Below are 19,100 nucleotides of genomic sequence, written 5' to 3'. Positions count from 1 at the left end.
ACGTGTTTGTGGATACAGCGCAGGTATATGTTAAAGGAGGCGACGGCGGCAACGGGATCGTTTCGTTTCGCCGTGAAAAATACGTTCCGGAAGGCGGTCCGGCTGGCGGTGACGGCGGTAAAGGAGGAGACGTTGTACTGGTGGTCGACGAGGGTCTCCGCACGCTGCTCGATTTTAGGTACCAACGCCATTTTAAAGCACCCCGGGGCGAATATGGAAAGACGAAAAATCAGCATGGCGCCAACGCGGAGGATTTGCTGGTAAAAGTACCGCCGGGAACGACCGTGTCAGATGCGGATACGGGTGAATTTCTCGGGGATTTGACGCGGCATGGACAGCGCCTCGTAGTGGCGCGGGGCGGCCGGGGCGGCCGGGGCAACACCCGTTTTGCGACAGCTGCCAACAAAGCGCCGGAAATCGCCGAGAAGGGGGAACCGGGGCAAGAGCGGTGGATTCGCTTGGAGCTGAAAGTGATAGCGGATGTCGGTCTGGTTGGATTTCCGAGCGTCGGTAAATCGACTCTTTTATCCGTTGTTTCCGCAGCCAAACCGAAAATCGGAGCCTATCATTTTACGACGATTTCACCGAATTTGGGCGTGGTGGAGAGCGGCGACGGCCGCAGTTTTGTATTGGCTGATTTGCCGGGATTGATTGAGGGAGCCCATGAGGGACATGGATTGGGAGACCAATTTTTGCGTCATGTGGAACGGACGAAAGTGATCGTTCATGTGGTCGATATGGCGGCTGCGGAAGGGCGTGACCCGTGGGAAGATTATTTGAAGATTAACGAAGAATTGAAACTTTACAACGAAAAATTGGCGGAGCGGCCGATGATTGTCGTTGCCAACAAGATGGATTTGCCCGGTGCGGAGGAACAGCTTGCTGAATTCCGCAAGAAATTGGGCGCGGATACCCCCGTTTATCCAATCTCCGGCGTCACAAAAGAAGGTGTCCAACAGCTCCTTTATGCGATTGCAGATTTGCTCGACAGTCTGCCGGAACGGGATGAAACGCTGATAGACGAACCGGTTGTCGAGGAACGGAAGGTTTACCGGTTGGAAGAAGAGCCGGATGAGTTTACGATCTCGCGGGATAATGAAGTGTTTGTCGTCCATTCGGCAAAAATCGAGAAACTGATCAAGATGACCAACTTCGATCAGTATGATGCGGTGAAACGATTCCAGCGGATTTTGAAACAGATGGGTGTGGACGATGCGCTTCGGAAGCGGGGGGCCGAAGACGGCTCAACAATCCGAATCGGCGAGTTGGAATTCGATTTTGTCGAATAAGAATCGTGACGTGGAACATGCGGATCGGAAGACAGGTTTGGGATGAATTGGTCGCACATTTAAAGAGAGAACTGCCTGGAGAAGGAGTGGGCGCACTGCTGGGGCGCGGACAAGCGGTGCGTTACCATCCGCTCCAAAATATCGCCATGGATCAGACCCATTTTGCCGTATCGCCGACTGAATGGGTTTCTTTGCTGCATGAACTGGAGACAACACAAGAGCGATTGGTGGCAATTGTCCACTCGCATCCTTCCGCACCTCCTGTTCCTTCCCAGGAGGATCGGGAACAGTTCCTGTATCCGGAGTCAAATTTGCTGATCGTTTCCCTGCAGCAACCGGACAAGCCGGTAGCCGCGCTTTATAGGAAAATAGGGAATCGGTTGGAACGGCAGGAGTTTTTCACGATTTAAGAATCAAGCGAAAGGCGATCACAATCAACAGGCAGGCCAAAATCCGCATGATGGTTTTTCCCTTCAACTTCGCCGCTGTCCGGGCTCCCAACTGTCCGCCGATAAACGCGCCGGGCGCCAGAAACAACACCTTCAACCACATGACGTTTTGCAGCGCTGCATGCGACGCTGTACCGATAACAGCAGACAACATGATCGCAAACATGGACGTTGCTGTCGCAATATGAGGCGGAAATCCCAGCAGCAGAACCATGATGGGAACCAGAAACGCTCCCCCGCCGATGCCCAAAAGAGAAGAGATGAATCCGATAAAGAAACTGGCAATCAGGGCAAATCCCCGATGGTAGGAATAGGTGTATGTAATGCCATTCACATCTGTCAGGGAGCGGGTGATGGTTGGCGACAGAAACTTTTTGACGGGTTGGTCGGGTTTCCACAGCAAAAATCCGGCGACACACAGAAGAATAATGCCGTATATCACATAAAACGCCTTGCTGGAAAACGATTCGGCAACGAAGGCGCCGATCACCGAGCCAGGAATCATGGCCATTGCAAACCCGAAGCCGCTTTTGAAATCGATTTTTCGTTGTCGGGAGTATGTGTAGGAACTCGAAATCGAATTAAAGAAGAGGACGGCCATCGAAGTTCCGATGATCAATTGCGGCGGGAAATTGTAAAGAAACACGAGTGTGGGAATGATGATGAACGCGCCACCTAACCCTACGAGTGATCCGCTAAATCCCGCCATAATTCCGATGAGCAACAGTTCCAAATGGTCCATCCAAGCAATATCCACGATGATGCCTCTTTTCAACATGAATTGATTTGCAAAAAAGTCGTCTGCGTTAAAAAGTTCCCACTCAATATAGCATATCAGGTTTGTTTTTTCGACACGTCGTTTGCCAGACGGTTGGTTTCTATGTCGAAAAATTTTTAAAAAATATAGAAGGAAAATATGGTTGTAATAGCTAAATAATTAATTGGAAAATGAATGGGATAGGAGGTGGAAAAAATGGAGAATCCGGTTATCGATTGGGTTCAGCATGTGATTGACAAGGCGATTCGAATAGGGGCCAGCGACATCCATATCGAACCTTCGGGGACAGGCTATGAGACGCGCTTTCGCGGTGAGGGAGATTTGTTTCCGGCGGATGTGCCCCTGTGTGAGGCCGGTTTTGTACAGCGGATCAAAGTGCTTGCCGAAATGGATATTGCCGAGCGAAGGATGCCGCAGGACGGGAGTTTTCAACAGGAAACGTCACAGGGAATGATCGACGTCCGGGTGTCGTCGTTGCCGACCGTATCCGGTGAGAAGCTTGCCTTGCGGCTCTTGCGTCGGCAACCGCTTTTCGACAGCATTCAGCAGCTTTGCCTGAAACCCGATCTGCTGCAAGAACTGCAGGGGGTTCTGGCGCAAATGCATGGCATGCTGATTGTCACAGGACCAACAGGTTGCGGAAAATCCACTACTTTATTTGCGATTTTGCGATCGCTGCAGACGGACCGGTTGAATATTGTAACGCTGGAAGACCCTGTTGAAAGCCGTATCGCAGGAATCAATCAGGTGCAAATCAATGAAAAAGCAGGACTTACGTTCGCAAAAGGGTTGCGTTCCATCCTGCGTCAGGACCCGGATGTGATCATGGTGGGGGAAATCCGTGACGGGGAAACAGCCGAAATCGCAGTTCGTGCGGCATTGACCGGCCATTTGGTGCTTTCCACGCTGCATACTTACAATTGTGAAGGTGCGCTGCTCAGGTTGCTTGATTTGGGCGTGGAACCGTATCTGGTTGCGGCGGCGGTCAAAGCGGTGATCAGCCAACGGTTAGTGAAACGGGTTGCTGGTGGCCGCCGGGCGATTTTTTCGATGTTGACCGTGACAGACGATGTGCAGGCATGGCTGCAAACGGGAGCGATTACAGAAAGACGGCCGTCGCAGGTTGCCGTAAATGATTTGCAGCAGGCGCTCCATAAACTCATTTTGGAAGGAGAGGTGGCAGCAGAGGAATATGAACGGATATTTGGAGTGGATGTGCGATGTTTAGAAAAGCAGGAGTCTGGCGAAAAGGGAGGAAAATCTCCCGATTTTGTGCACGAATGGCCGGATTCTTACAAAGCGGACTCTCCCTCCATACGAGCTTCACGTTGATGTGGGAGCAGTCCAGCGCACGGGAAGCGCGCAGTTTAGAATCTATTGTTGCGGGGATCGAGTCCGGACAGATGCTCTCCAATTTATTGCAGGCCGAACAGTTCCCGCCTCTTGTTACGGCGATGGTGCGGGTTGGAGAAGAAACGGGCGATTTGGCGCAATCCTTCAGAAGGCTGGCCGAACATTTTCAACGGCGGTCCGAATGGACGCAAAAACTGGTGAGTTCCCTCGTGTACCCCCTGATTGTAACGATCCTCATGCTGTTTGCCGCTGTATTTGTCCTGTATCAGGTACTTCCACGATTTCAAGCGATGTATGACAACCTCGGTTTTCAACTTCCTTCAGAGACTCAATTCTTGTTTGCGGCTGCCGCACAAATTCGAACTTTCCTGCCGATTGTCCTTTTGTTGATAAGTGTGATGGTTTGTCTTTCGTTTCTGGTGCGTAAGGCGAAATTTGCGCGCAAGGTCCAGTTTTTCCAGTTTGCGTTTGTCTTTCCTGGCGCGGCCCGCTTTTACAGACTTTGGACGTCCAGCCGATTTGCGGACACAATTGCCGTTCTCTCGGAGTGTGGGGTTCCGCTTTTGCAGGCACTGGAAACAAATGAAAAAATCGCTCTGTTTTCTCTGGAACGGCAAACGGTGCAATCGATCCGGCAACGGTTGCTGCGGGGTGAAACGTTTAGCGGCGCTTTACAGGCGCAGAAGTGGATGGACCCCCTGCTTGTTCGTGCAGTCAGATCGGCAGAAGCAAGCGGTGATTTGAGTGGAGTTTGCCGATTTGTGGCGAGAGAGATTGAAGCGGATCTGAATCGGTTGCTGCAGCTTGTGGTTCAACTGGCAGAGCCAGTGATAATTGTGGTTTTGGGGGTTTTTATCGGTTTCGTTGTATTGGCAGTAGTAGTTCCCATGATGGAGATGGTGCAGGCGATTTGAACCCAAAGGGCACAAGTTTCGCCATGGCGGCAGAGACGCCAGGTCTCACTATGAACCCAAAGGGGGTGGATAGCATGAATCAGGCAGGAGAAAAGGGATTTACACTGGTCGAACTGGTCATTTCTCTGTTCGTAATTTCGGTGATTGTCGCCATCTCGTTGCCGCATTTAAAAGCGGTTGGAGAAAAAGCGCAGGCAACCGCTTGTGAAGGAAATCGAAAATTGATCCGTTCGCAAATGGACAATTATTATTTTACGGAGCGGGGTTGGCCAAACGGACTGGAAGATCTGGTGAGCAAGAAATATTTGCAAACGCTTCCGGTCTGCCCGCAAGGAGGCACGTATGCGATGTCTGTGGCAAATGAAGAAGCGGTTGTTACCTGTTCGAAGCATCCGGACAGCACGACTGCAAAATGATTGGGGGTTTAGCCTGCCCGAATTGCTGATCGTCCTGTTTTGTTTGTCCATTGTGTTTACCGTAGCGGTTCCCGTTTACCAGTCAGTGGTCGCCGATCGACAACTGCGGAGCGCTGCCAACCAACTGGTAGCCGATCTGGCTGAATGCCGTTCGGTCGCCAACCTGACCGGCACCCCTTGTTCCATTGGATTTGTGCATGATAACCGGTATCTTGTGTCAGGACCGGAGAGGCAGAGAGAGGTGATGCTGCCGACAGGGGTGAGATTTTCGGAACGGAAACTGCCTTTCAATCGGCAGGTCATTCAATTTAACGAAAACGGCCATCCGGCTGGAGGAGGATCGGTTACCTTGCAAAATCGGCTGGGAAAACAGAGGGTGATCACGATTTATCTGCACTCCGGGCAGATCAAGCTGGAGGAAGCGAGGGGAAGCAAATGAATCGGGTCGTGGAAGAGGAAAAGTGCGGGGGAGCGAAGCGGTCGCTGCAAGCAGGGTTTTCTCTGGTCGAATCGGTAGTTTCCCTGTTTTTACTGTCGATTGTGTTTATCAGTCTGGTTCCGATTTGGGCTACGTTGCAAAGTGAGCAGCGGATTGCGGTAAAGACAAGGTCGGCTGCCCAACTGGCTTTTGACCAAATGGAACAAGCGTACGCGGGACACATTTTGACAGATGAGCAAACTGTCAGGAAAGGGGCGGAACCGTATGACATCCGGATAACACGCTCACCTGACAGCGGCGGCGATCATTTGCGGGTAAACGTCAGTTTTCGGGAAAGGGGGAAGCTTTATGACGTTTCTTGCGAATCAATCGTCCCGGTCCGGCAATTCTGATCAGCGCGGCATGACGCTCGTCGAGATCCTCATAGGGATGTTCGTGTTGTCTGTAGTTTTGCTTGTTATAACGGGCTGGATGGGAGTTTGGCAGAAAACGGCATCAGCAATCGGCAGTGGAGTGCAAACGAGGTTGCAGGCCGAGACGGCGGTCAGATTGATCGAAGAGGACTTTCGCAGGGCAGAACGGGTGATCGAATCGGGAGACGAATTGGTGTTTGTTGACTTGCGGCAGGATCAGATCCGGTATCGGCTCTCCAACAATGGAAATTTACTGAGATCGGTCAATAACAAAGGCTCCTCCGTGATTGCGGCAGGGGTAAACAAGTGGCGAACGGAACAGATTGGGTCTTTGGCGGTTAAAATTGCAATTGGTCTGCAGGGGTCTGACAGAGAGTCTGAACAAGAGGCCATAATAGCTGCAAGAAGGTGGTAAATTGAACGAGAAAGGCAGTGCGCTTTTTCTGACGGTGATGTTGTTGATGATTGGCATGATGACGGCCGTCGGACTGTTTGGATTGTCGGCTGCGGATTATCGAACTGCTCGGGCGGACATCACCGCACAGCAGACCCGGTATATCGCGGAGGCAGGGATTTTTCGGGCGCTTGCGAAGATAGAGGAAGAACCGATGTGGCAAGATGGATTTCAGTCCGTTTCATTCGGTGAAGGGGTGTATGATGTAACGGTCATCACCATACCGCAGGTAAATCAAACAGTCGAAAGCAGACAACCCACATCTGATAAGAACAAACAGGGAACGCAAGTATCTCGCATCGTCCGTATCCGTTCGGAAGGTCGGATTCCTCCCCGTGCCAGGAAGTCGATCGAGATTCTGTATGACACCCGACAGAAGAAGATTGTGGACTGGAGCGAGTGAGTCAAGAATATTTGCGGGCTATCCCGTTAGGCTTCTTTTTGGGATGTGAACCCAGTCAATACTCTATATGCCCGTCGGGACGCAAACGGTGTCGAAACACCCAGTATGTCCAGGCCTAGTAGAGCAGAACAAATGGTAAGACAGTGATGGTGATAATGGTCATAACGCGCAACGAGTAGGCTCCCGATGCGGCATTATAGATGGTCAGACTCCAATCGGGATTCAGAGAGCTGATCATGACACGCGGAAACATATGGAGAAAAACGGTGACCGACGAAAATACAATCGTCAGTGAGGTCATGAAAAACGCCCATCCATCCCGTTTGGTGTGAATAAAAAAGGGAACGGATAATAATGTCATGGCTGCCAGTACAGGCATTGCGCCCGGATCGATGCTGACTTTGCTGAACAGGTTCGTATTATAATAGCTTAAGACGGCAAACAGGAACATGACCAAACGGATTGCCAGATGGGAGGAAACCGCCTGATTTAACCATATGAATACGCCTCGGATCAGAATCAGCCCAAATAATAACCAGAGCCAGGGCTTGATCTGATTCAATCGGGCATGTTTCAAAAAAACATAATTTACAACTTGTGCCAGATTATAAGATTGTATGATCAATAACACCCCGTTGACAAATCCTACTCCCACGGTGACCGCCAGCATCATTCGAACCGTCTTCATCTGCCGTACAAGCCGTCTCATGTGGGTATGAACGCCCCGCAATTTGTCGAGTTCCCTCCTCTTGCCGCTTAACAAATAAAATGCGGATCATCTATTTGTTTCGTTGGTACATTTTTCCCATGAATCGGATGAACATACCCATTGATTTACAATCTTTTATTGTTCTGCCAATTGTCGCCGCCTCGCGTAGGTTGGGACCGTTTTGTTTGCATTGAGCTTGTTGAATAAATCCTTGTCTTGAAATGAACAACAAAAATCCGCCATTTGTTGGTAAGATGTAAGTGCGACCAAACATCACCAAGAAAGGCGGATCTAGTTTGATTCTAGCACTGAACATCACCAAAGAAAATCCTTTGTTACAGTTATTTTCCCGAATTGATCATTTGCTCGAACAATTTCAGGAGGAAGTCAGCCCCCGAAGGGGTCGTCCCAAGCTTTATTCGGATGTACAAATCCTAAAATGTTTTGTTTATCAAGCGTTTCAGCGAATTCATGGTTTCCGAGAACTTGAATGGCGTTTGCAACATGATCCAATTGCCCAGGCTCTAATTGGATTGACATCTGTGCCTGACTACTCCACGCTGTGTATTCGGGCACAAGAACTGGAAGACACCCTATATGAAGACATTTATCAAGTTGCTCTGATTGTCTTGCAACCAAAAACCCGTATCTGTTTTTGGGACAGTACCTCTTTGCGTGCTTCCCGCTTTGATTCAGAAGCTCGTAAAGGGAAGGGAACCCGATTAGGTTGGTACATTGGCTACAAACTCCATGCCATTATTTCGGAAGACAGGATTCCGTTGGCATGGGATCTAACCACTGCCAATGTCTACGACAATCAACTCCCGCACCTACTTAAAAAAGTTGTGCAACTCGATATCTTCATGATTTTGGCCGATGGAGCATACGACGACAAACGTTTGTTCCAGGCTGCCAATGAAACGGGTGTTCATCTGGCGACAGAGGTGAACCCCCGAAGAGCGAAGTCACTGGAGAATATCAAAGATCCATATCGACAACAAAATATCCGATATGTGAAGACTGGGCTTGGCAAACGGATGTTGCGCAAGAGATCGGCAGCAGAAAGGTTCTTTTCGACCCTAAAGGTACAATATCACCTCGAAAACCCACGACTATTTGGACAAAAGCGGTATCGACGGCATGTCATGTGGGTGCTTTTTGCTTACCTTTGTGATCGGCTGGTAGACAAGTCTACCGGAACAACCAGTGCGAAAGCTCCTTGGAACCGATAATAAACTCGAATCAGGAAAAATATCGAATGAAACGTGCCAATTAATTATTCAACAAGCTCTGCATTGACAAACGACGAAAACTTCATGTTAAATAGGAATGAATCTGATTTGCGAAACATCAGGAGGTGCCTATGGACAGAAGCGAAGAGATTCTGCAGCAATTGAAGCAAGCCGGGTACAAGTTCACTGGAAAGCGGAAGGAAATCATCGACATATTCGTGGAAAATCGCGACAAGTATTTGGCTGCCAAGGATTTGTACGAGCGTGTGAAGCAAAAACATCCCAACGTCAGCTATGACACGATTTACCGCACGTTGTCGCTGCTTTTGGATAAAGAAATCATAGAAAAAATGGAGTTTAACGACGAAGCAAGCAAATTTCGCTTATCTTGCGATCATGACGACCCGCGTCATCACCATCACCACCATTTGGTTTGTTTGGGCTGCGGGTCGACTTCAATTGTGGCGGAATGCCCGATGGAATTTTTGCAAGAAAAACTCGACAACTTTACGGTTACCAACCACCGGTTCGAAATACAGGGCTATTGCTCTTCGTGTGCGGGCACCCCGCAGTAGAAATTCTTCCAATTTCTAAATCGTAATTTTCCGATTTGTATTGACGGACCTCCTTGTGGGAATATATACTTGCCTATGTGGTAAATAAGAACGATTACGATTTGGGGAGAGGGTTAAATTGAACAAGATATCAAAAGGTTTGTTTTCTTCGCTTGCTGTCGGGTCCTTGTTCATGTTGACGGTCGGTTGCTCCACTCCGGCTCAAAAAAACGACTCTGCGCCGCAGGAAAACAAGAAGATTCAGGTGGTTACCAGTTTTTATCCGTTGGCTGATTTTACAAAAAATGTTGGCAAGGACAATATTGAAGTTCACAATTTGATACAACCAGGTGTCGAACCGCACGATTGGGAACCCACTCCGAAGGACATGAAGACAATCTCGCAAGCGGACGTTTTCATATATAACGGAGCCGGTTTCGAACCTTGGATCGAAAAGGTGTTAAACAGCGTCGACAAATCCAAACTGGTCGTGGTAGACGCGAGCAAGGGCATCGAACTGCTCAAGGCTGAAGAAACGGCGCCTGAGCATGGAGACGAACACCAGCAAACGTTATACGATTCGCACATCTGGCTCGATCCGGTAAACGCCGAAAAGGAAGTTCAACAGATCACCGAAGCACTTGTTCAAAAAGATCCCCAGAACAAAGACAAATACGAAGCGAACGCGAAAGAATACACCAGTAAGCTCGAAGCGCTCAACCAGGAGTTTCAAACCGAACTTGGGAAAGTAAAGAATAAAGAGATTATCACCACGCACGCGGCGTTCGGCTATCTCGCAAAGCGTTACGGTCTGCAGCAGATTCCACTGATGGGTCTGGCGCCGGATGCAGAACCAAGCCCGAAGGAGATGGCAAATGTTGTGAAAGAAGCTCGTGCGCATGACGTGAAATACATTTTCTTCGAAACGCTTGTTTCTCCGAAAGTGGCGGATACGGTCGCAAAAGAAATCGGTGCGAAGACGCTCGTCCTGAATCCGATCGAGGGCTTGTCTGAAGACGAATTGAAGCAAGGCGAGGACTACATTTCGAAGATGAGAGAGAATTTGAAGAATCTCACGATAGCATTGGGGAATTGACATGGAATCGAAACCTGTAATTCAATTAAACAGCGTTTCCTACCGATACGGGGAAAGGGATGCTGTACAGAATATAAATCTGACTGTGCGAGAAGGAGAGTTTTTGGGAATCATCGGTCCAAACGGCGGGGGCAAGTCCACTACGTTGAAGCTGATGCTTGGTCTGTTGCGCCCGACGCAAGGGGTTGTCTCGTTGTTCGAGCAACCTCTCGCCCAGTTTAAAGATTGGAACAAAATTGGCTACATTTCGCAGAAAGCCTCGTCCTTCAACGCCCGGTTTCCCGCTACCGTGCGAGAGGTGGTCGAAACGGGACTGGTGGGACAGAAAGGGATTTGGTGGCGAAAAAGAGCGGAAAACCGACAGAAAGCACTGGAAGCGCTCGAACTGGTAGGCATGACGGAATTCAAGGATCGAAGAATCGGAGACTTGTCGGGCGGGCAGCAACAGAGGGTGTTTATCGCTCGTGCGATTGTCAAAAGTCCGCAGCTGCTGATTCTGGACGAACCGGTCGAGGGCGTCGATACCGAAGCGCAAGCCCAGTTTTACGATCTGCTTGATAGATTGAATAAAAAACACGGGTTCACGATGGTGATGGTCTCGCACGACATCGGCACCATCAGCAAAAAGGTGGAAAAGCTTGCATGCATCAACACTACGCTGCATTATCATGGAGAACCGGAGGAATTTATGCAGGTTAGCGACCTGTCGAACGTATACGGCCACGACGTGTCGCTCGTTCACCATCATCACGGTTGAGGAGGAAGTCTTGTTGGAGATTTTTCAGTACGATTTTATGATTCGTGCCGTTCTGGCGGGAATTCTAATCGCCGTTATGTGTCCGTTAATCGGTTCCTTTCTGATCGTGAGGAGATTGTCTCTGGTGGCGGACACACTGGCGCATGTTTCATTGGCGGGTGTGGCTGCCGGGATGTTGATGGGTGTGTACCCGATTTTGACGGCGATGGGTTTCGCATTTATCGGTTCCCTCTTTATCGAACAGCTTCGCAAGGCGTACAAAACGTTTGGCGAGTTGTCAATCGCGATTGTTCTTTCCGCCGGTCTCGCGATCGCAGTTGTCTTGATCGGTTTAGGAAAGGGGTTCAACCTGGACGTTTTCAGCTACCTGTTTGGCAGCATCGTAGCCGTAAGCAAGCAGGATTTGTGGTTTGTTTTTGGAGTGGCGACAGCTACTCTGATTTTCGTAGGGGTATTTTACAAAAAACTGTTCGCCATGTCTTTTGACGAAGAACATGCCCAACTCAGCGGCGTCAGTGTTTACTTGTTGAATCTATTGTTTATGATGATGACCGCTTTAATCGTTTCCGTCTCCATCCGAATCGTAGGCGTCTTGCTCGTATCGTCCCTGATTGTCATACCAGTAGCTGCCTCCATGCAATTGGCAAAAAGTTTTCGAGCTTTGATCCTTACATCTGTAGGCATCGCACTGATTGGGGTACTGGGTGGTTTAACCTCTTCGTTTTATTTGAATCTGGCGCCGGGCGGAACGATCGTGCTGGTGATGTTGCTTTTCCTAATCGGGGCGATCAGTTTAAGAAAAACGGTTTTAAAGGAAGGGTATTAATAAAAACGGTTGCGATTTTTATACATTGATTGGAAGCTATGGGTAAGACGTTGCGTATCGGGAGGACCGAAAATGGACGAACTTCGTATTCACACGGGGCGATTTCTGCAAGGATTGATCCTGCTTGGCTTTACAGTTTTTTTGATGAAGCTGTTCGGGACAGGTGAAACCATAAACTCGTTTCGTCCAACCTGTCGGTATTGCTGGCAATCACTCTCGTCCTTTTGTTCGTAATGACTTTCTATACTTTTATTGCGAGTTATACCAAAGAAACGAATTGTGATCATCACGACCACGACCATGATTGTTACGAACTTCCTATGTTGGAAATCGCGGCGACAGGCGCCAAAACGCCTGGACGAACCGTGTTGCAAGTGTCGGGCGCGGTGATCGAACATGCGGTGATCGAGTTTTTCGAAGTGGGCGGGTTTGTCATAATTAGTGCGGCGGTTGCCAGTCTCTTACAAACGTTTGTGCCGGTATCGGTCATTTCTCCGATTGGACAGCATCCGGTTTGGTCGGTTTTGGCAATGATGGGGCTTGCGTCGTTGCTCTCACTTTGCTCGGAAGCGGATGCGTTTGTCGCCCGTTCTCTTGCGGGATTGACGACGCCTGGCGGCGTGTTGGGGTTCTTGGTGGTCGGGCAAATGATCGATACGCGTAATGTATTCCTGCTTCCGCGAGTATTTCCGCCCTTAGCAGTGAAAATTGCCTTTTGCTTGGCGATTGTCCTCCCACTTTGTGTAGGTGTTTGGCTGAATTACAGATAATGCGTGGCTTCCTCATGTTATTTCCAAACTTCACTGATCGGTGAAAAATTATCGGCCTGTTTGATGGTTCCGTCGTGCATATCGTGGTCAAGATTTGGTATGACGAAAGAAACGGTTGGCAAATGGCTGAAGTCCTTTGGAAAGTTTGTGAAAGGCATGTTCACGTCAGTCGGTACGTTTGTAAAATTAACCCATGGATTGTGTTTTCGAGCGTATGTGGGATGCCTTGTGTTTGGACTGCTGCAACCCGTAAAGCCAACCGTCGGCAAATCCTCTGAATAGCCGCCAAAAGTTAATTTCGCCTGGATCAATTCGGCAGCGAGGTTTGGCGCACTGAACGGGTGTGGGCATGAATCATCAGTGACGCCCTGATTCGAGCCGGAAAATAAATCCAGGTAATTCGGCTGACTCGGATGTTCAATTGCGTGATAATCTACAAAATTTGCACTTTGTTGCAGTAACGAATTGATGTAAGGGGTATCGGGATTTCCGACGACTCAGCGTGAGAATGATTTTCTTCCACGACGATCACAATATGATCCACATGGAATCGAGAATTTATCAGTATTTTTGGTTAAGTAACTTTTTAATTTTCACCACATTTTATGCGTTAATCGCCATACTCCCTGCATTTGTGATCGACGTGTTAAAAGGTGGAAAAGAACAAATTGGACCGGTCATGACGTCGTTTATCCTGGCTTATCGGTCCGCTTTTAGGGCTTACGTTGCCGCTCATACCACGTTTCCTGTGATGTTCAGCGCGTTCTCTATTTTTTCTTTGTTGGCTTTTCTTTTTGGATGTATAACACGAGTTCCCGTTTCTGCTCCAAAGAAAAAAACAAACCAACGTTTACAGTGGAAAAATTTCGTGGAACCTAACGCCATTCCCATATCGATTGTTGGCATGGTTTTGTCTTTTGCCTATAGTGGTCTTCTTACCTTTGTTCCCGTATATGCGAAGGCAATTGGTTTGGATTCGTTCGCAAGCTATTTCTTTATCATTTACGCACTGATTATGATCATTTCAAGGCCATTTACCGGAAAACTATTTGACCGACGTGGCGAACACTACGTGGTGTATCCGAGTATCTTTTTGTATTTTATTGGACTTATTTGCTTAAGCCAGTCGCACTCGGCCGTTTTGTTTCTGGTGTCTGGCGCCATTTATGAGACAGGGATTGCGATTGAAGCACGGTCCTTGGGATGATCGTATCATCTATCAGTTATTCCGTTATGTACCTGATTTCTTCCGGGTTCGTGGCGTTTGCTGCGATCCTGTATTACGGATTGCACCATCGAAGCAGAAACAAGGTGACTGTTCAGGGCCGAAATCAAATTATAGATCTTCGAAGGGGATAGAAATGATTACTTTAAAAACAAGGGAACAGATTAAAAAAATGAAAAAAGCAGGAGAACTTCTGGCTGCTTGTCATAAAGAAATTTTCAATCTGATTCGCCCCGGCATAACTACACTGGAGATTGATCAGTTTGTTGAAAATTACCTCAAAAAGCACGGAGCATATCCTGAACAGAAAGGGTATCATGGTTATCCATTTGCTACATGCGCTTCTGTGAATGATGTAATTTGTCATGGCTTCCCAAGCAAACAGCCCTTGAAAGATGGTGACATTGTGACGATTGATATGGTTGTGAATCTTGATGGGTGGCTGGCTGACTCCGCTTGGTCTTACGCGGTTGGGAATATATCGAAAGAGGCAAAACGTCTTCTGGAAGTAACGAAAGAAGCTCTTTATAAAGGAATTGCACGAGCGGTTGTCGGAAACAGAATCGGGGATATTTCCCATGAGATTCAAACATTCGCAGAGTCACAGGGCTTTTCGGTGGTTCGGGATTTTGTCGGTCACGCTATTGGACAGGTCATGCATGAAGAGCCGCAAGTTCCCCATTTTGGATTGCCTAATCGAGGCCCCAGATTGAAAGAAGGTATGGTTATCACGATTGAACCAATGATCAATATCGGATCCTATCATAGTAAGGTGGATGCGGACGGTTGGACAGCAAGAACTGTTGATGGGAGTTTGTCTGCACAATATGAACATACCATCGCCATCACGCAGGACGGTCCTTTCATACTGACAGAGCAATAATTTTTAAGAGAAGTACAGCTTCGTGTTCAGCAAAAGCCTTTTCTATCACGGTTAACCGAGAGTCGGTTAACCGTCTTTTTTTGTCCCGACTGATACAGCCTGGTTTTCTTTACGCCTGTAAAAAGCGGATTTTGAGTCAGTTACTATTGGTTAGAAGAAGGCTAATATATCTTACGAACCTCTCTCCACCACCATATACTGCTTTAACTAAACCATCATATAGGGGATAGTAGTATGCCACTGCGAAGAGTAAAAGGAAAATTACTAAAAGGAAATGCAATGGGAAAGCATCCGGTTCTCCGACGTCACCTCCCCGAAACCTATCGGTTGAAAACCCACGTTTTTAAGCGAATGATTAAGCGTTACCCCACCGTTTTTATAAAACCGGACAAAGGAAGCCAGGGCAAAGGGATCGTAAGGCTGCAGCACTGCAGCAACCGGGAAATTAAAATTTCCTGGAATCTGCAACATATGAAAGTAAAGGAGCGTTCCGCTTGGCAGGAATTGAAAAAGAGACTTCGGCCGAAAACAACTTATTTGATCCAACAAGGGCTCCCACTCGCCAAATATAAACATCGACGTATCGACGTCCGAGTCTATATGCAGAAACCGAAATCAAAATGGCTCATCTCGGGTAAAGTGGTCCGAGTAGGAGCGCCGGGCAGATTCGTAACCAATTACCACCAAGGCGGACAACCGAAAACAATCGAGAGTGTGATGAACTCCATTGCTAAAAATCAACGTGAAGAAGTGAAACGCGCTATTCGTTATTTAGAGGAAATCAGTCTTATTGCAGCGGAGGTGCTGGATCAGAATTTTCCGGGAATCCGTCAATTGGGAATGGATATAGCGGTGGATAGGAACGGGCGTATTTGGATTATCGAAGCCAATACAAATCCGGGTTTCCTGCTGTTTAAAAAACTGAAGGACAAAACCATGTATCACCGGATCGTGGGAAGACGCCGATACATCTTTTCCAAGTATCGGTAAGGAGCAAGAATGAGTCAAGTCACAAAAATATTGGAATCATGATGATCCGCATGAATAGCGGATTTTTTATACTCTAAAAACGCGATAAATTAGGAAATTGGACAAATATCGGGTATTTTCACGATTATTTTCAGGGAATTCCCTTATGTTCGAAACTTTTTCCAACTATGTATTCTGAACTCGTAATAAGAACAATTTGCATCATCAGATAGATAAGGAGAGTTCGTATGGAAGTTCGGTCAGACAACATCCCCATTAATCTCAGCGCGGAGGAACTGCAACTTGCCAGCCAAGTGTACGAAACTACGCTGCAAGGAATTATCATTCTCGACGCGGCGGGTAACATTCAACATGTGAACCCTGCGTTTACCGCAATTACAGGCTATAGAGCAGAAGAAGTGGTGGGTCAAAAACCTGGTTTTCTGAACTGTGGACGACAGGGCACCCGATTTTATGCCAATCTGTGGGCTGCGATTCGCGATACCGAAAGTGGCAGGGGGAAATTTGGCATCGCCGCAAGAACGGCGAGATTTATCCGAAATGGCTGACTATCAGCGCCGTCGTCGACGAAACAGGAAAAATTACGCACTATGCCGCCACCTTCACAGATGTTACCGACCGAAAACGTTATGAGGAGCGGATCGTGTATCAGGCCCACCATGATGCCCTGACCGGTCTGCCCAACCGGGCTTTGTTTCAGAATCTGTCATTTCAACTGGATAACGCAAAAGAGCGAAAACAAATGCTGGTGGTTCTGCTCGTAGATTTGGATCGTTTCATGAGCATAAACGAAAGTTTGGGCCATTCTGTCGGCGATCAGCTGTTACAGGGGGTTGCCGAACGACTTAAAAGCCGTGTAAACAAAGAGGATATTGTTGCCCGTGTGGGTGGGGTGGTGACGAGTTTGCCCTGCTTTTGACGCAAGTTACTGATGAAAAAGAGGTGGTCAGGAGGGTCCGGCACATTACTGAAGCGTTTCAACAGCCTCTCGTTGTTGGCAGTCACGAATTTTTATTTCCAATTTGATGAATCGAGGGGACACGATCTTTGAAAATTGGATTGATCTCTGGATGGAACAAATGGCTCTGAAAGGTGAGTTTGACAAGCTGAAAAAGAAATGGATTGAGTAAGACTGGTTAATAAAAGGATTTTCCATTCTCTTAGAGAATCTATCTAATTATCAAGCTATCTAAGAGAGGTATCCAGTATGAATTTAAAAAGACCCCTGCGCGTATTCTCACTAAGTGCTGTACTGGCCGTATCGGGCATCCAAGCGTCATTTGTTGGAGCCGTACACGCTGCAGATTCGCAAACGATGGGGAGTTTACCGGCAGGAACACAAGGAGTCATTACGGAAGAGGTGAATTTCCGAACCGGTCCTGGGACCGATTTTCCGGTGATTGACAAACTGCAAGCCGGAACCGTTGTCAAACTGCTTAGCCGAAATGATCAAAATTGGTATCAGGTGCAAGTCGGAAATACCACCGGATGGGTGTCCGGTGATTATATCATACCGAAAACAACAGACAACCCCAACGTGTTTCGAATCAATCAATATCCAACTGGACCTAATTTTTATGAAGTTCGGGATGGCATTTTGTATCATGTTCTGGGGACTCCTTTAGTCCGTACGGCTTCCTTTTATGTAGGGCCGGCACCTGCCAATTTTCAAACCAATACTATTTATGTTCGGGATGTGAACTACCAATTCTATCGCCGGGCGGCTGACGGAGATCAGTTGGTGGGAACCTACACCCCTCCCTATGTTGCATTAGATCTTCGGTTTCCTGCAAAAGTTCAGGCGGCTGACATTGATAATTTTATTCAGACCAATCGGCCCACCAGTCCTTTGATTGGGAAGGGACAACTGTTCATTAACGCTCAAAGTAAATATGGCGTCAATGCGCTATATTTGGCTGCTCACGCGATTTTGGAAAGCGATTATGGGGAATCGCCCATTGCAAAAGACAAGAATAACCTGTTTGGCTACCGTGCGTATGATTCCGATCCATACGGAAGTGCGGCCACCTTTACATCTGTTGAGCATAACATAGATTATCTCGCGTATTTCATAGCAACAAGCTATCTAAATCCGTCCGGAAGATGGTATGGTGGTTCCTCCACGTTAATGGGGATGAACAAGTACTATGCCACCGATCCCTATTGGTCGGAAAAAATAAGTGGTATTATGGCGCGAATCCATACGTATAACCAGGCTGAATACATGGGTGTCTCCGTCATGGCTGTGAGGGCAGCGAAACCGGCTGAGCCGATCGTAGTTCCGGTTTCAACAGAGCTTACACAAACTTTTCCGGCAGGAACCAAAGCAGTGACAAAGGATGAAGTGAATTTCCGTGAACTGCCCTCTACGTCGGCTAATATCCTGGGAAAATTGGTGCTGGGAACTGAACTTACGGCAATTGGCAAAGGAACAGGCAACTGGTACAAGGTACAAAACGGCACCCAGACAGGGTGGGTGTACGGTGACTATATTACGATAAATACCGCCGCTACTCCGGCTACTCCGGCTACTCCGGCTACTCCGGCTACTCCGGTTATCAGTTTCTCCGACGTACCGGCGGGATATTGGGCAAAACCGTCGATTGATACGCTGGTAAGCAAGCATATCATTAGCGGATATCCGGACGGAACGTTTAAACCGACTCAGCAGATCACGAGGGAACAAAGTGCAAGTTTGCTGGTGAGGGCGCTTGGATTGGGTACAAACAATCGTCCGGCTCCGAATGTTTCCGATTTGGATCCGAAAAGCATCTACTACCCGGCGATTGCTGCAGTCATGGACGAAGGGATTTTTGCCGGATATGGCGGCAAGTTTAATCCCGGTTCCACTTTAACTCGTGCAGAAATGGCATCCATCCTGGTCAGGGCATTTAAGCTTCAAGGAACGCCTGTTAACAACTTCAAAGATATTCAGAACCATTGGGGAGCAAAAGCGATAGGGATTTTGGCGGCAAACGGAATAACAAGCGGGTACCCCGACGGCACATTCAAGCCGGATCAGCCGGTTACCCGGGAAGAGTTTGCGGCCTTCCTGGCGAAAACTTTGAAATAATGGGCAATAAAAAAGGCCGAAACAATCGTTATCAGGACCTGAATTGTAAAAAGTTATAAAATAACGGACGACCCATA

The 19,100-nt window shown here is 48.1% G+C and carries 26 protein-coding genes and 1 pseudogene; 24 read left to right on the top strand and 3 right to left on the bottom strand.

Annotation, left to right across the window (positions count from 1 at the left end):
- Positions 1-2: 2 nt before the first annotated feature.
- Both obgE and skT53_RS04960 read left to right on the top strand, forming a co-directional pair.
- Positions 3-1,289: a GTPase ObgE gene (gene obgE, locus skT53_RS04965; protein WP_200760054.1), complete on the top strand. Its 1,287-nt coding sequence runs from the start codon at positions 3-5 to the stop codon at positions 1,287-1,289.
- Positions 1,290-1,306: 17 nt separating this feature from the next.
- On the top strand, positions 1,307-1,699 hold the full coding sequence (locus skT53_RS04960) for a M67 family metallopeptidase (protein WP_200760053.1): 393 nt from the start codon (positions 1,307-1,309) through the stop codon (positions 1,697-1,699).
- On the opposite strand, the gene skT53_RS04955 is transcribed toward skT53_RS04960, so the two are convergent.
- Positions 1,689-2,495, bottom strand: a complete 807-nt coding sequence (locus skT53_RS04955) for a sulfite exporter TauE/SafE family protein (protein WP_226375344.1) — start codon at positions 2,493-2,495, stop codon at positions 1,689-1,691. The genes skT53_RS04960 and skT53_RS04955 overlap by 11 nt on opposite strands.
- A 216-nt stretch (positions 2,496-2,711) precedes the next feature.
- Between skT53_RS04955 and skT53_RS04950 the strand changes: the two genes are divergently transcribed.
- The 7 genes from skT53_RS04950 (at position 2,712) to skT53_RS04920 (ending at position 6,908) form a co-directional block, all read left to right on the top strand.
- Positions 2,712-3,848 (top strand): GspE/PulE family protein, encoded by a 1,137-nt coding sequence (locus skT53_RS04950; protein ID WP_200760052.1) that lies wholly within the window; start codon positions 2,712-2,714, stop codon positions 3,846-3,848.
- Positions 3,737-4,783: a type II secretion system F family protein gene (locus skT53_RS04945; protein ID WP_226375343.1), complete on the top strand. Its 1,047-nt coding sequence runs from the start codon at positions 3,737-3,739 to the stop codon at positions 4,781-4,783. The genes skT53_RS04950 and skT53_RS04945 overlap by 112 nt, the downstream gene beginning before the upstream one ends.
- A 74-nt stretch (positions 4,784-4,857) precedes the next feature.
- Positions 4,858-5,199 (top strand): competence type IV pilus major pilin ComGC, encoded by a 342-nt coding sequence (locus tag skT53_RS04940; protein ID WP_200760050.1) that lies wholly within the window; start codon positions 4,858-4,860, stop codon positions 5,197-5,199.
- Positions 5,126-5,638, top strand: a complete 513-nt coding sequence (locus skT53_RS04935; RefSeq protein ID WP_200760049.1) for a GspH/FimT family pseudopilin — start codon at positions 5,126-5,128, stop codon at positions 5,636-5,638. Before skT53_RS04940 ends, skT53_RS04935 begins: the two co-directional genes overlap by 74 nt.
- Positions 5,635-6,030: a type IV pilus modification PilV family protein gene (locus skT53_RS04930; RefSeq protein ID WP_200760048.1), complete on the top strand. Its 396-nt coding sequence runs from the start codon at positions 5,635-5,637 to the stop codon at positions 6,028-6,030. Before skT53_RS04935 ends, skT53_RS04930 begins: the two co-directional genes overlap by 4 nt.
- Positions 5,987-6,466, top strand: coding sequence for a PulJ/GspJ family protein (locus skT53_RS04925; RefSeq protein WP_200760047.1), 480 nt, complete (start codon positions 5,987-5,989; stop codon positions 6,464-6,466). The genes skT53_RS04930 and skT53_RS04925 overlap by 44 nt, the downstream gene beginning before the upstream one ends.
- Position 6,467: 1 nt before the next feature.
- Positions 6,468-6,908, top strand: a complete 441-nt coding sequence (locus skT53_RS04920; protein ID WP_200760046.1) for a pilus assembly PilX N-terminal domain-containing protein — start codon at positions 6,468-6,470, stop codon at positions 6,906-6,908.
- A 115-nt stretch (positions 6,909-7,023) separates the two neighbouring features.
- Here the strand turns inward: skT53_RS04920 and skT53_RS04915 are convergent, their stop codons facing one another.
- Positions 7,024-7,617 (bottom strand): cytochrome d ubiquinol oxidase subunit II, encoded by a 594-nt coding sequence (locus tag skT53_RS04915; protein WP_200760879.1) that lies wholly within the window; start codon positions 7,615-7,617, stop codon positions 7,024-7,026.
- A gap of 296 nt (positions 7,618-7,913) precedes the next feature.
- Between skT53_RS04915 and skT53_RS04910 the strand changes: the two genes are divergently transcribed.
- The 7 genes from skT53_RS04910 to skT53_RS04880 all read left to right on the top strand — a co-directional run bounded on the left by skT53_RS04910 (position 7,914) and on the right by skT53_RS04880 (position 12,852).
- On the top strand, positions 7,914-8,849 hold the full coding sequence (locus tag skT53_RS04910; RefSeq protein WP_200760045.1) for a transposase: 936 nt from the start codon (positions 7,914-7,916) through the stop codon (positions 8,847-8,849).
- Positions 8,850-8,980: 131 nt separating this feature from the next.
- Positions 8,981-9,424 (top strand): Fur family transcriptional regulator, encoded by a 444-nt coding sequence (locus skT53_RS04905; protein WP_200760044.1) that lies wholly within the window; start codon positions 8,981-8,983, stop codon positions 9,422-9,424.
- A gap of 118 nt (positions 9,425-9,542) precedes the next feature.
- A complete protein-coding gene (locus skT53_RS04900; RefSeq protein ID WP_226375342.1) occupies positions 9,543-10,499 on the top strand; it encodes a metal ABC transporter substrate-binding protein in 957 nt (318 codons plus the stop codon).
- A 1-nt stretch (position 10,500) separates the two neighbouring features.
- Positions 10,501-11,256 (top strand): metal ABC transporter ATP-binding protein, encoded by a 756-nt coding sequence (locus tag skT53_RS04895; protein WP_200760043.1) that lies wholly within the window; start codon positions 10,501-10,503, stop codon positions 11,254-11,256.
- A gap of 37 nt (positions 11,257-11,293) precedes the next feature.
- Positions 11,294-12,082, top strand: coding sequence for a metal ABC transporter permease (locus skT53_RS04890; protein WP_404828954.1), 789 nt, complete (start codon positions 11,294-11,296; stop codon positions 12,080-12,082).
- 72 nt (positions 12,083-12,154) lie between these two features.
- Positions 12,155-12,316, top strand: a complete 162-nt coding sequence (locus skT53_RS04885) for a hypothetical protein (protein ID WP_200760041.1) — start codon at positions 12,155-12,157, stop codon at positions 12,314-12,316.
- Positions 12,316-12,852: a permease gene (locus skT53_RS04880; protein WP_200760040.1), complete on the top strand. Its 537-nt coding sequence runs from the start codon at positions 12,316-12,318 to the stop codon at positions 12,850-12,852. The genes skT53_RS04885 and skT53_RS04880 overlap by 1 nt, the downstream gene beginning before the upstream one ends.
- Before the next feature lie 17 nt (positions 12,853-12,869).
- Here the strand turns inward: skT53_RS04880 and skT53_RS04875 are convergent, their stop codons facing one another.
- Positions 12,870-13,310: an alkaline phosphatase family protein gene (locus skT53_RS04875; protein ID WP_404828953.1), complete on the bottom strand. Its 441-nt coding sequence runs from the start codon at positions 13,308-13,310 to the stop codon at positions 12,870-12,872.
- A 77-nt stretch (positions 13,311-13,387) separates the two neighbouring features.
- Between skT53_RS04875 and skT53_RS04870 the strand changes: the two genes are divergently transcribed.
- From skT53_RS04870 to skT53_RS04840, 8 genes and pseudogenes are all read left to right on the top strand, one after another.
- Positions 13,388-14,059 carry an MFS transporter gene (locus skT53_RS04870; RefSeq protein ID WP_200760039.1) on the top strand — a complete coding sequence of 224 codons (672 nt, stop codon included), beginning with the start codon at positions 13,388-13,390 and terminating at the stop codon, positions 14,057-14,059.
- A gap of 154 nt (positions 14,060-14,213) precedes the next feature.
- Positions 14,214-14,960 carry a type I methionyl aminopeptidase gene (gene map / locus skT53_RS04865; RefSeq protein WP_200760038.1) on the top strand — a complete coding sequence of 249 codons (747 nt, stop codon included), beginning with the start codon at positions 14,214-14,216 and terminating at the stop codon, positions 14,958-14,960.
- A 234-nt stretch (positions 14,961-15,194) separates the two neighbouring features.
- Positions 15,195-15,950: a YheC/YheD family protein gene (locus skT53_RS04860; RefSeq protein ID WP_200760037.1), complete on the top strand. Its 756-nt coding sequence runs from the start codon at positions 15,195-15,197 to the stop codon at positions 15,948-15,950.
- A gap of 227 nt (positions 15,951-16,177) precedes the next feature.
- A complete protein-coding gene (locus tag skT53_RS18810) occupies positions 16,178-16,498 on the top strand; it encodes a PAS domain S-box protein (RefSeq protein WP_200760036.1) in 321 nt (106 codons plus the stop codon).
- Positions 16,480-16,530, top strand: a pseudogene (locus tag skT53_RS19110) (hypothetical protein); the annotation flags it as partial. The gene skT53_RS18810 and the pseudogene skT53_RS19110, both read left to right, overlap by 19 nt.
- A gap of 63 nt (positions 16,531-16,593) precedes the next feature.
- Positions 16,594-16,869: a GGDEF domain-containing protein gene (locus tag skT53_RS18805; protein ID WP_264175998.1), complete on the top strand. Its 276-nt coding sequence runs from the start codon at positions 16,594-16,596 to the stop codon at positions 16,867-16,869.
- 23 nt (positions 16,870-16,892) lie between these two features.
- The gene (locus tag skT53_RS19105; RefSeq protein WP_404828952.1) at positions 16,893-16,976 is read left to right on the top strand and encodes a hypothetical protein; all 84 of its coding nucleotides are present in this window, start codon (positions 16,893-16,895) and stop codon (positions 16,974-16,976) included.
- A gap of 181 nt (positions 16,977-17,157) precedes the next feature.
- The gene (locus skT53_RS04840) at positions 17,158-19,023 is read left to right on the top strand and encodes an S-layer homology domain-containing protein (RefSeq protein WP_200760033.1); all 1,866 of its coding nucleotides are present in this window, start codon (positions 17,158-17,160) and stop codon (positions 19,021-19,023) included.
- Positions 19,024-19,100 lie beyond the last annotated feature (77 nt).

Source organism: Effusibacillus dendaii (assembly GCF_015097055.1).
Classification (GTDB): Bacteria; Bacillota; Bacilli; order Tumebacillales; family Effusibacillaceae; genus Effusibacillus; species Effusibacillus dendaii.
This window is presented reverse-complemented; position numbering and strand designations above follow the sequence as displayed.

What these genes read in the sequence shown, in the direction of transcription:
- skT53_RS04915 (WP_200760879.1), bottom strand. Translation starts at nt 7,617, where the DNA reads ATGAGACGGCTTGTACGGCAGATGAAGACGGTTCGAATGATGCTGGCG.
- skT53_RS04860 (WP_200760037.1), top strand. Translation starts at nt 15,195, where the DNA reads ATGCCACTGCGAAGAGTAAAAGGAAAATTACTAAAAGGAAATGCAATG.
- skT53_RS04935 (WP_200760049.1), top strand. Translation starts at nt 5,126, where the DNA reads ATGCGATGTCTGTGGCAAATGAAGAAGCGGTTGTTACCTGTTCGAAGC.
- skT53_RS18810 (WP_200760036.1), top strand. Translation starts at nt 16,178, where the DNA reads ATGGAAGTTCGGTCAGACAACATCCCCATTAATCTCAGCGCGGAGGAA.
- skT53_RS04930 (WP_200760048.1), top strand. Translation starts at nt 5,635, where the DNA reads ATGAATCGGGTCGTGGAAGAGGAAAAGTGCGGGGGAGCGAAGCGGTCG.
- skT53_RS04925 (WP_200760047.1), top strand. Translation starts at nt 5,987, where the DNA reads ATGACGTTTCTTGCGAATCAATCGTCCCGGTCCGGCAATTCTGATCAG.
- map (WP_200760038.1), top strand. Translation starts at nt 14,214, where the DNA reads ATGATTACTTTAAAAACAAGGGAACAGATTAAAAAAATGAAAAAAGCA.
- skT53_RS04945 (WP_226375343.1), top strand. Translation starts at nt 3,737, where the DNA reads ATGTTTAGAAAAGCAGGAGTCTGGCGAAAAGGGAGGAAAATCTCCCGA.
- skT53_RS04885 (WP_200760041.1), top strand. Translation starts at nt 12,155, where the DNA reads ATGGACGAACTTCGTATTCACACGGGGCGATTTCTGCAAGGATTGATC.
- skT53_RS04905 (WP_200760044.1), top strand. Translation starts at nt 8,981, where the DNA reads ATGGACAGAAGCGAAGAGATTCTGCAGCAATTGAAGCAAGCCGGGTAC.
- skT53_RS04940 (WP_200760050.1), top strand. Translation starts at nt 4,858, where the DNA reads ATGAATCAGGCAGGAGAAAAGGGATTTACACTGGTCGAACTGGTCATT.
- skT53_RS04950 (WP_200760052.1), top strand. Translation starts at nt 2,712, where the DNA reads ATGGAGAATCCGGTTATCGATTGGGTTCAGCATGTGATTGACAAGGCG.
- skT53_RS04890 (WP_404828954.1), top strand. Translation starts at nt 11,294, where the DNA reads ATGATTCGTGCCGTTCTGGCGGGAATTCTAATCGCCGTTATGTGTCCG.
- skT53_RS04895 (WP_200760043.1), top strand. Translation starts at nt 10,501, where the DNA reads ATGGAATCGAAACCTGTAATTCAATTAAACAGCGTTTCCTACCGATAC.
- skT53_RS04840 (WP_200760033.1), top strand. Translation starts at nt 17,158, where the DNA reads ATGAATTTAAAAAGACCCCTGCGCGTATTCTCACTAAGTGCTGTACTG.
- skT53_RS04880 (WP_200760040.1), top strand. Translation starts at nt 12,316, where the DNA reads ATGACTTTCTATACTTTTATTGCGAGTTATACCAAAGAAACGAATTGT.
- skT53_RS04870 (WP_200760039.1), top strand. Translation starts at nt 13,388, where the DNA reads ATGATCCACATGGAATCGAGAATTTATCAGTATTTTTGGTTAAGTAAC.
- skT53_RS04960 (WP_200760053.1), top strand. Translation starts at nt 1,307, where the DNA reads ATGCGGATCGGAAGACAGGTTTGGGATGAATTGGTCGCACATTTAAAG.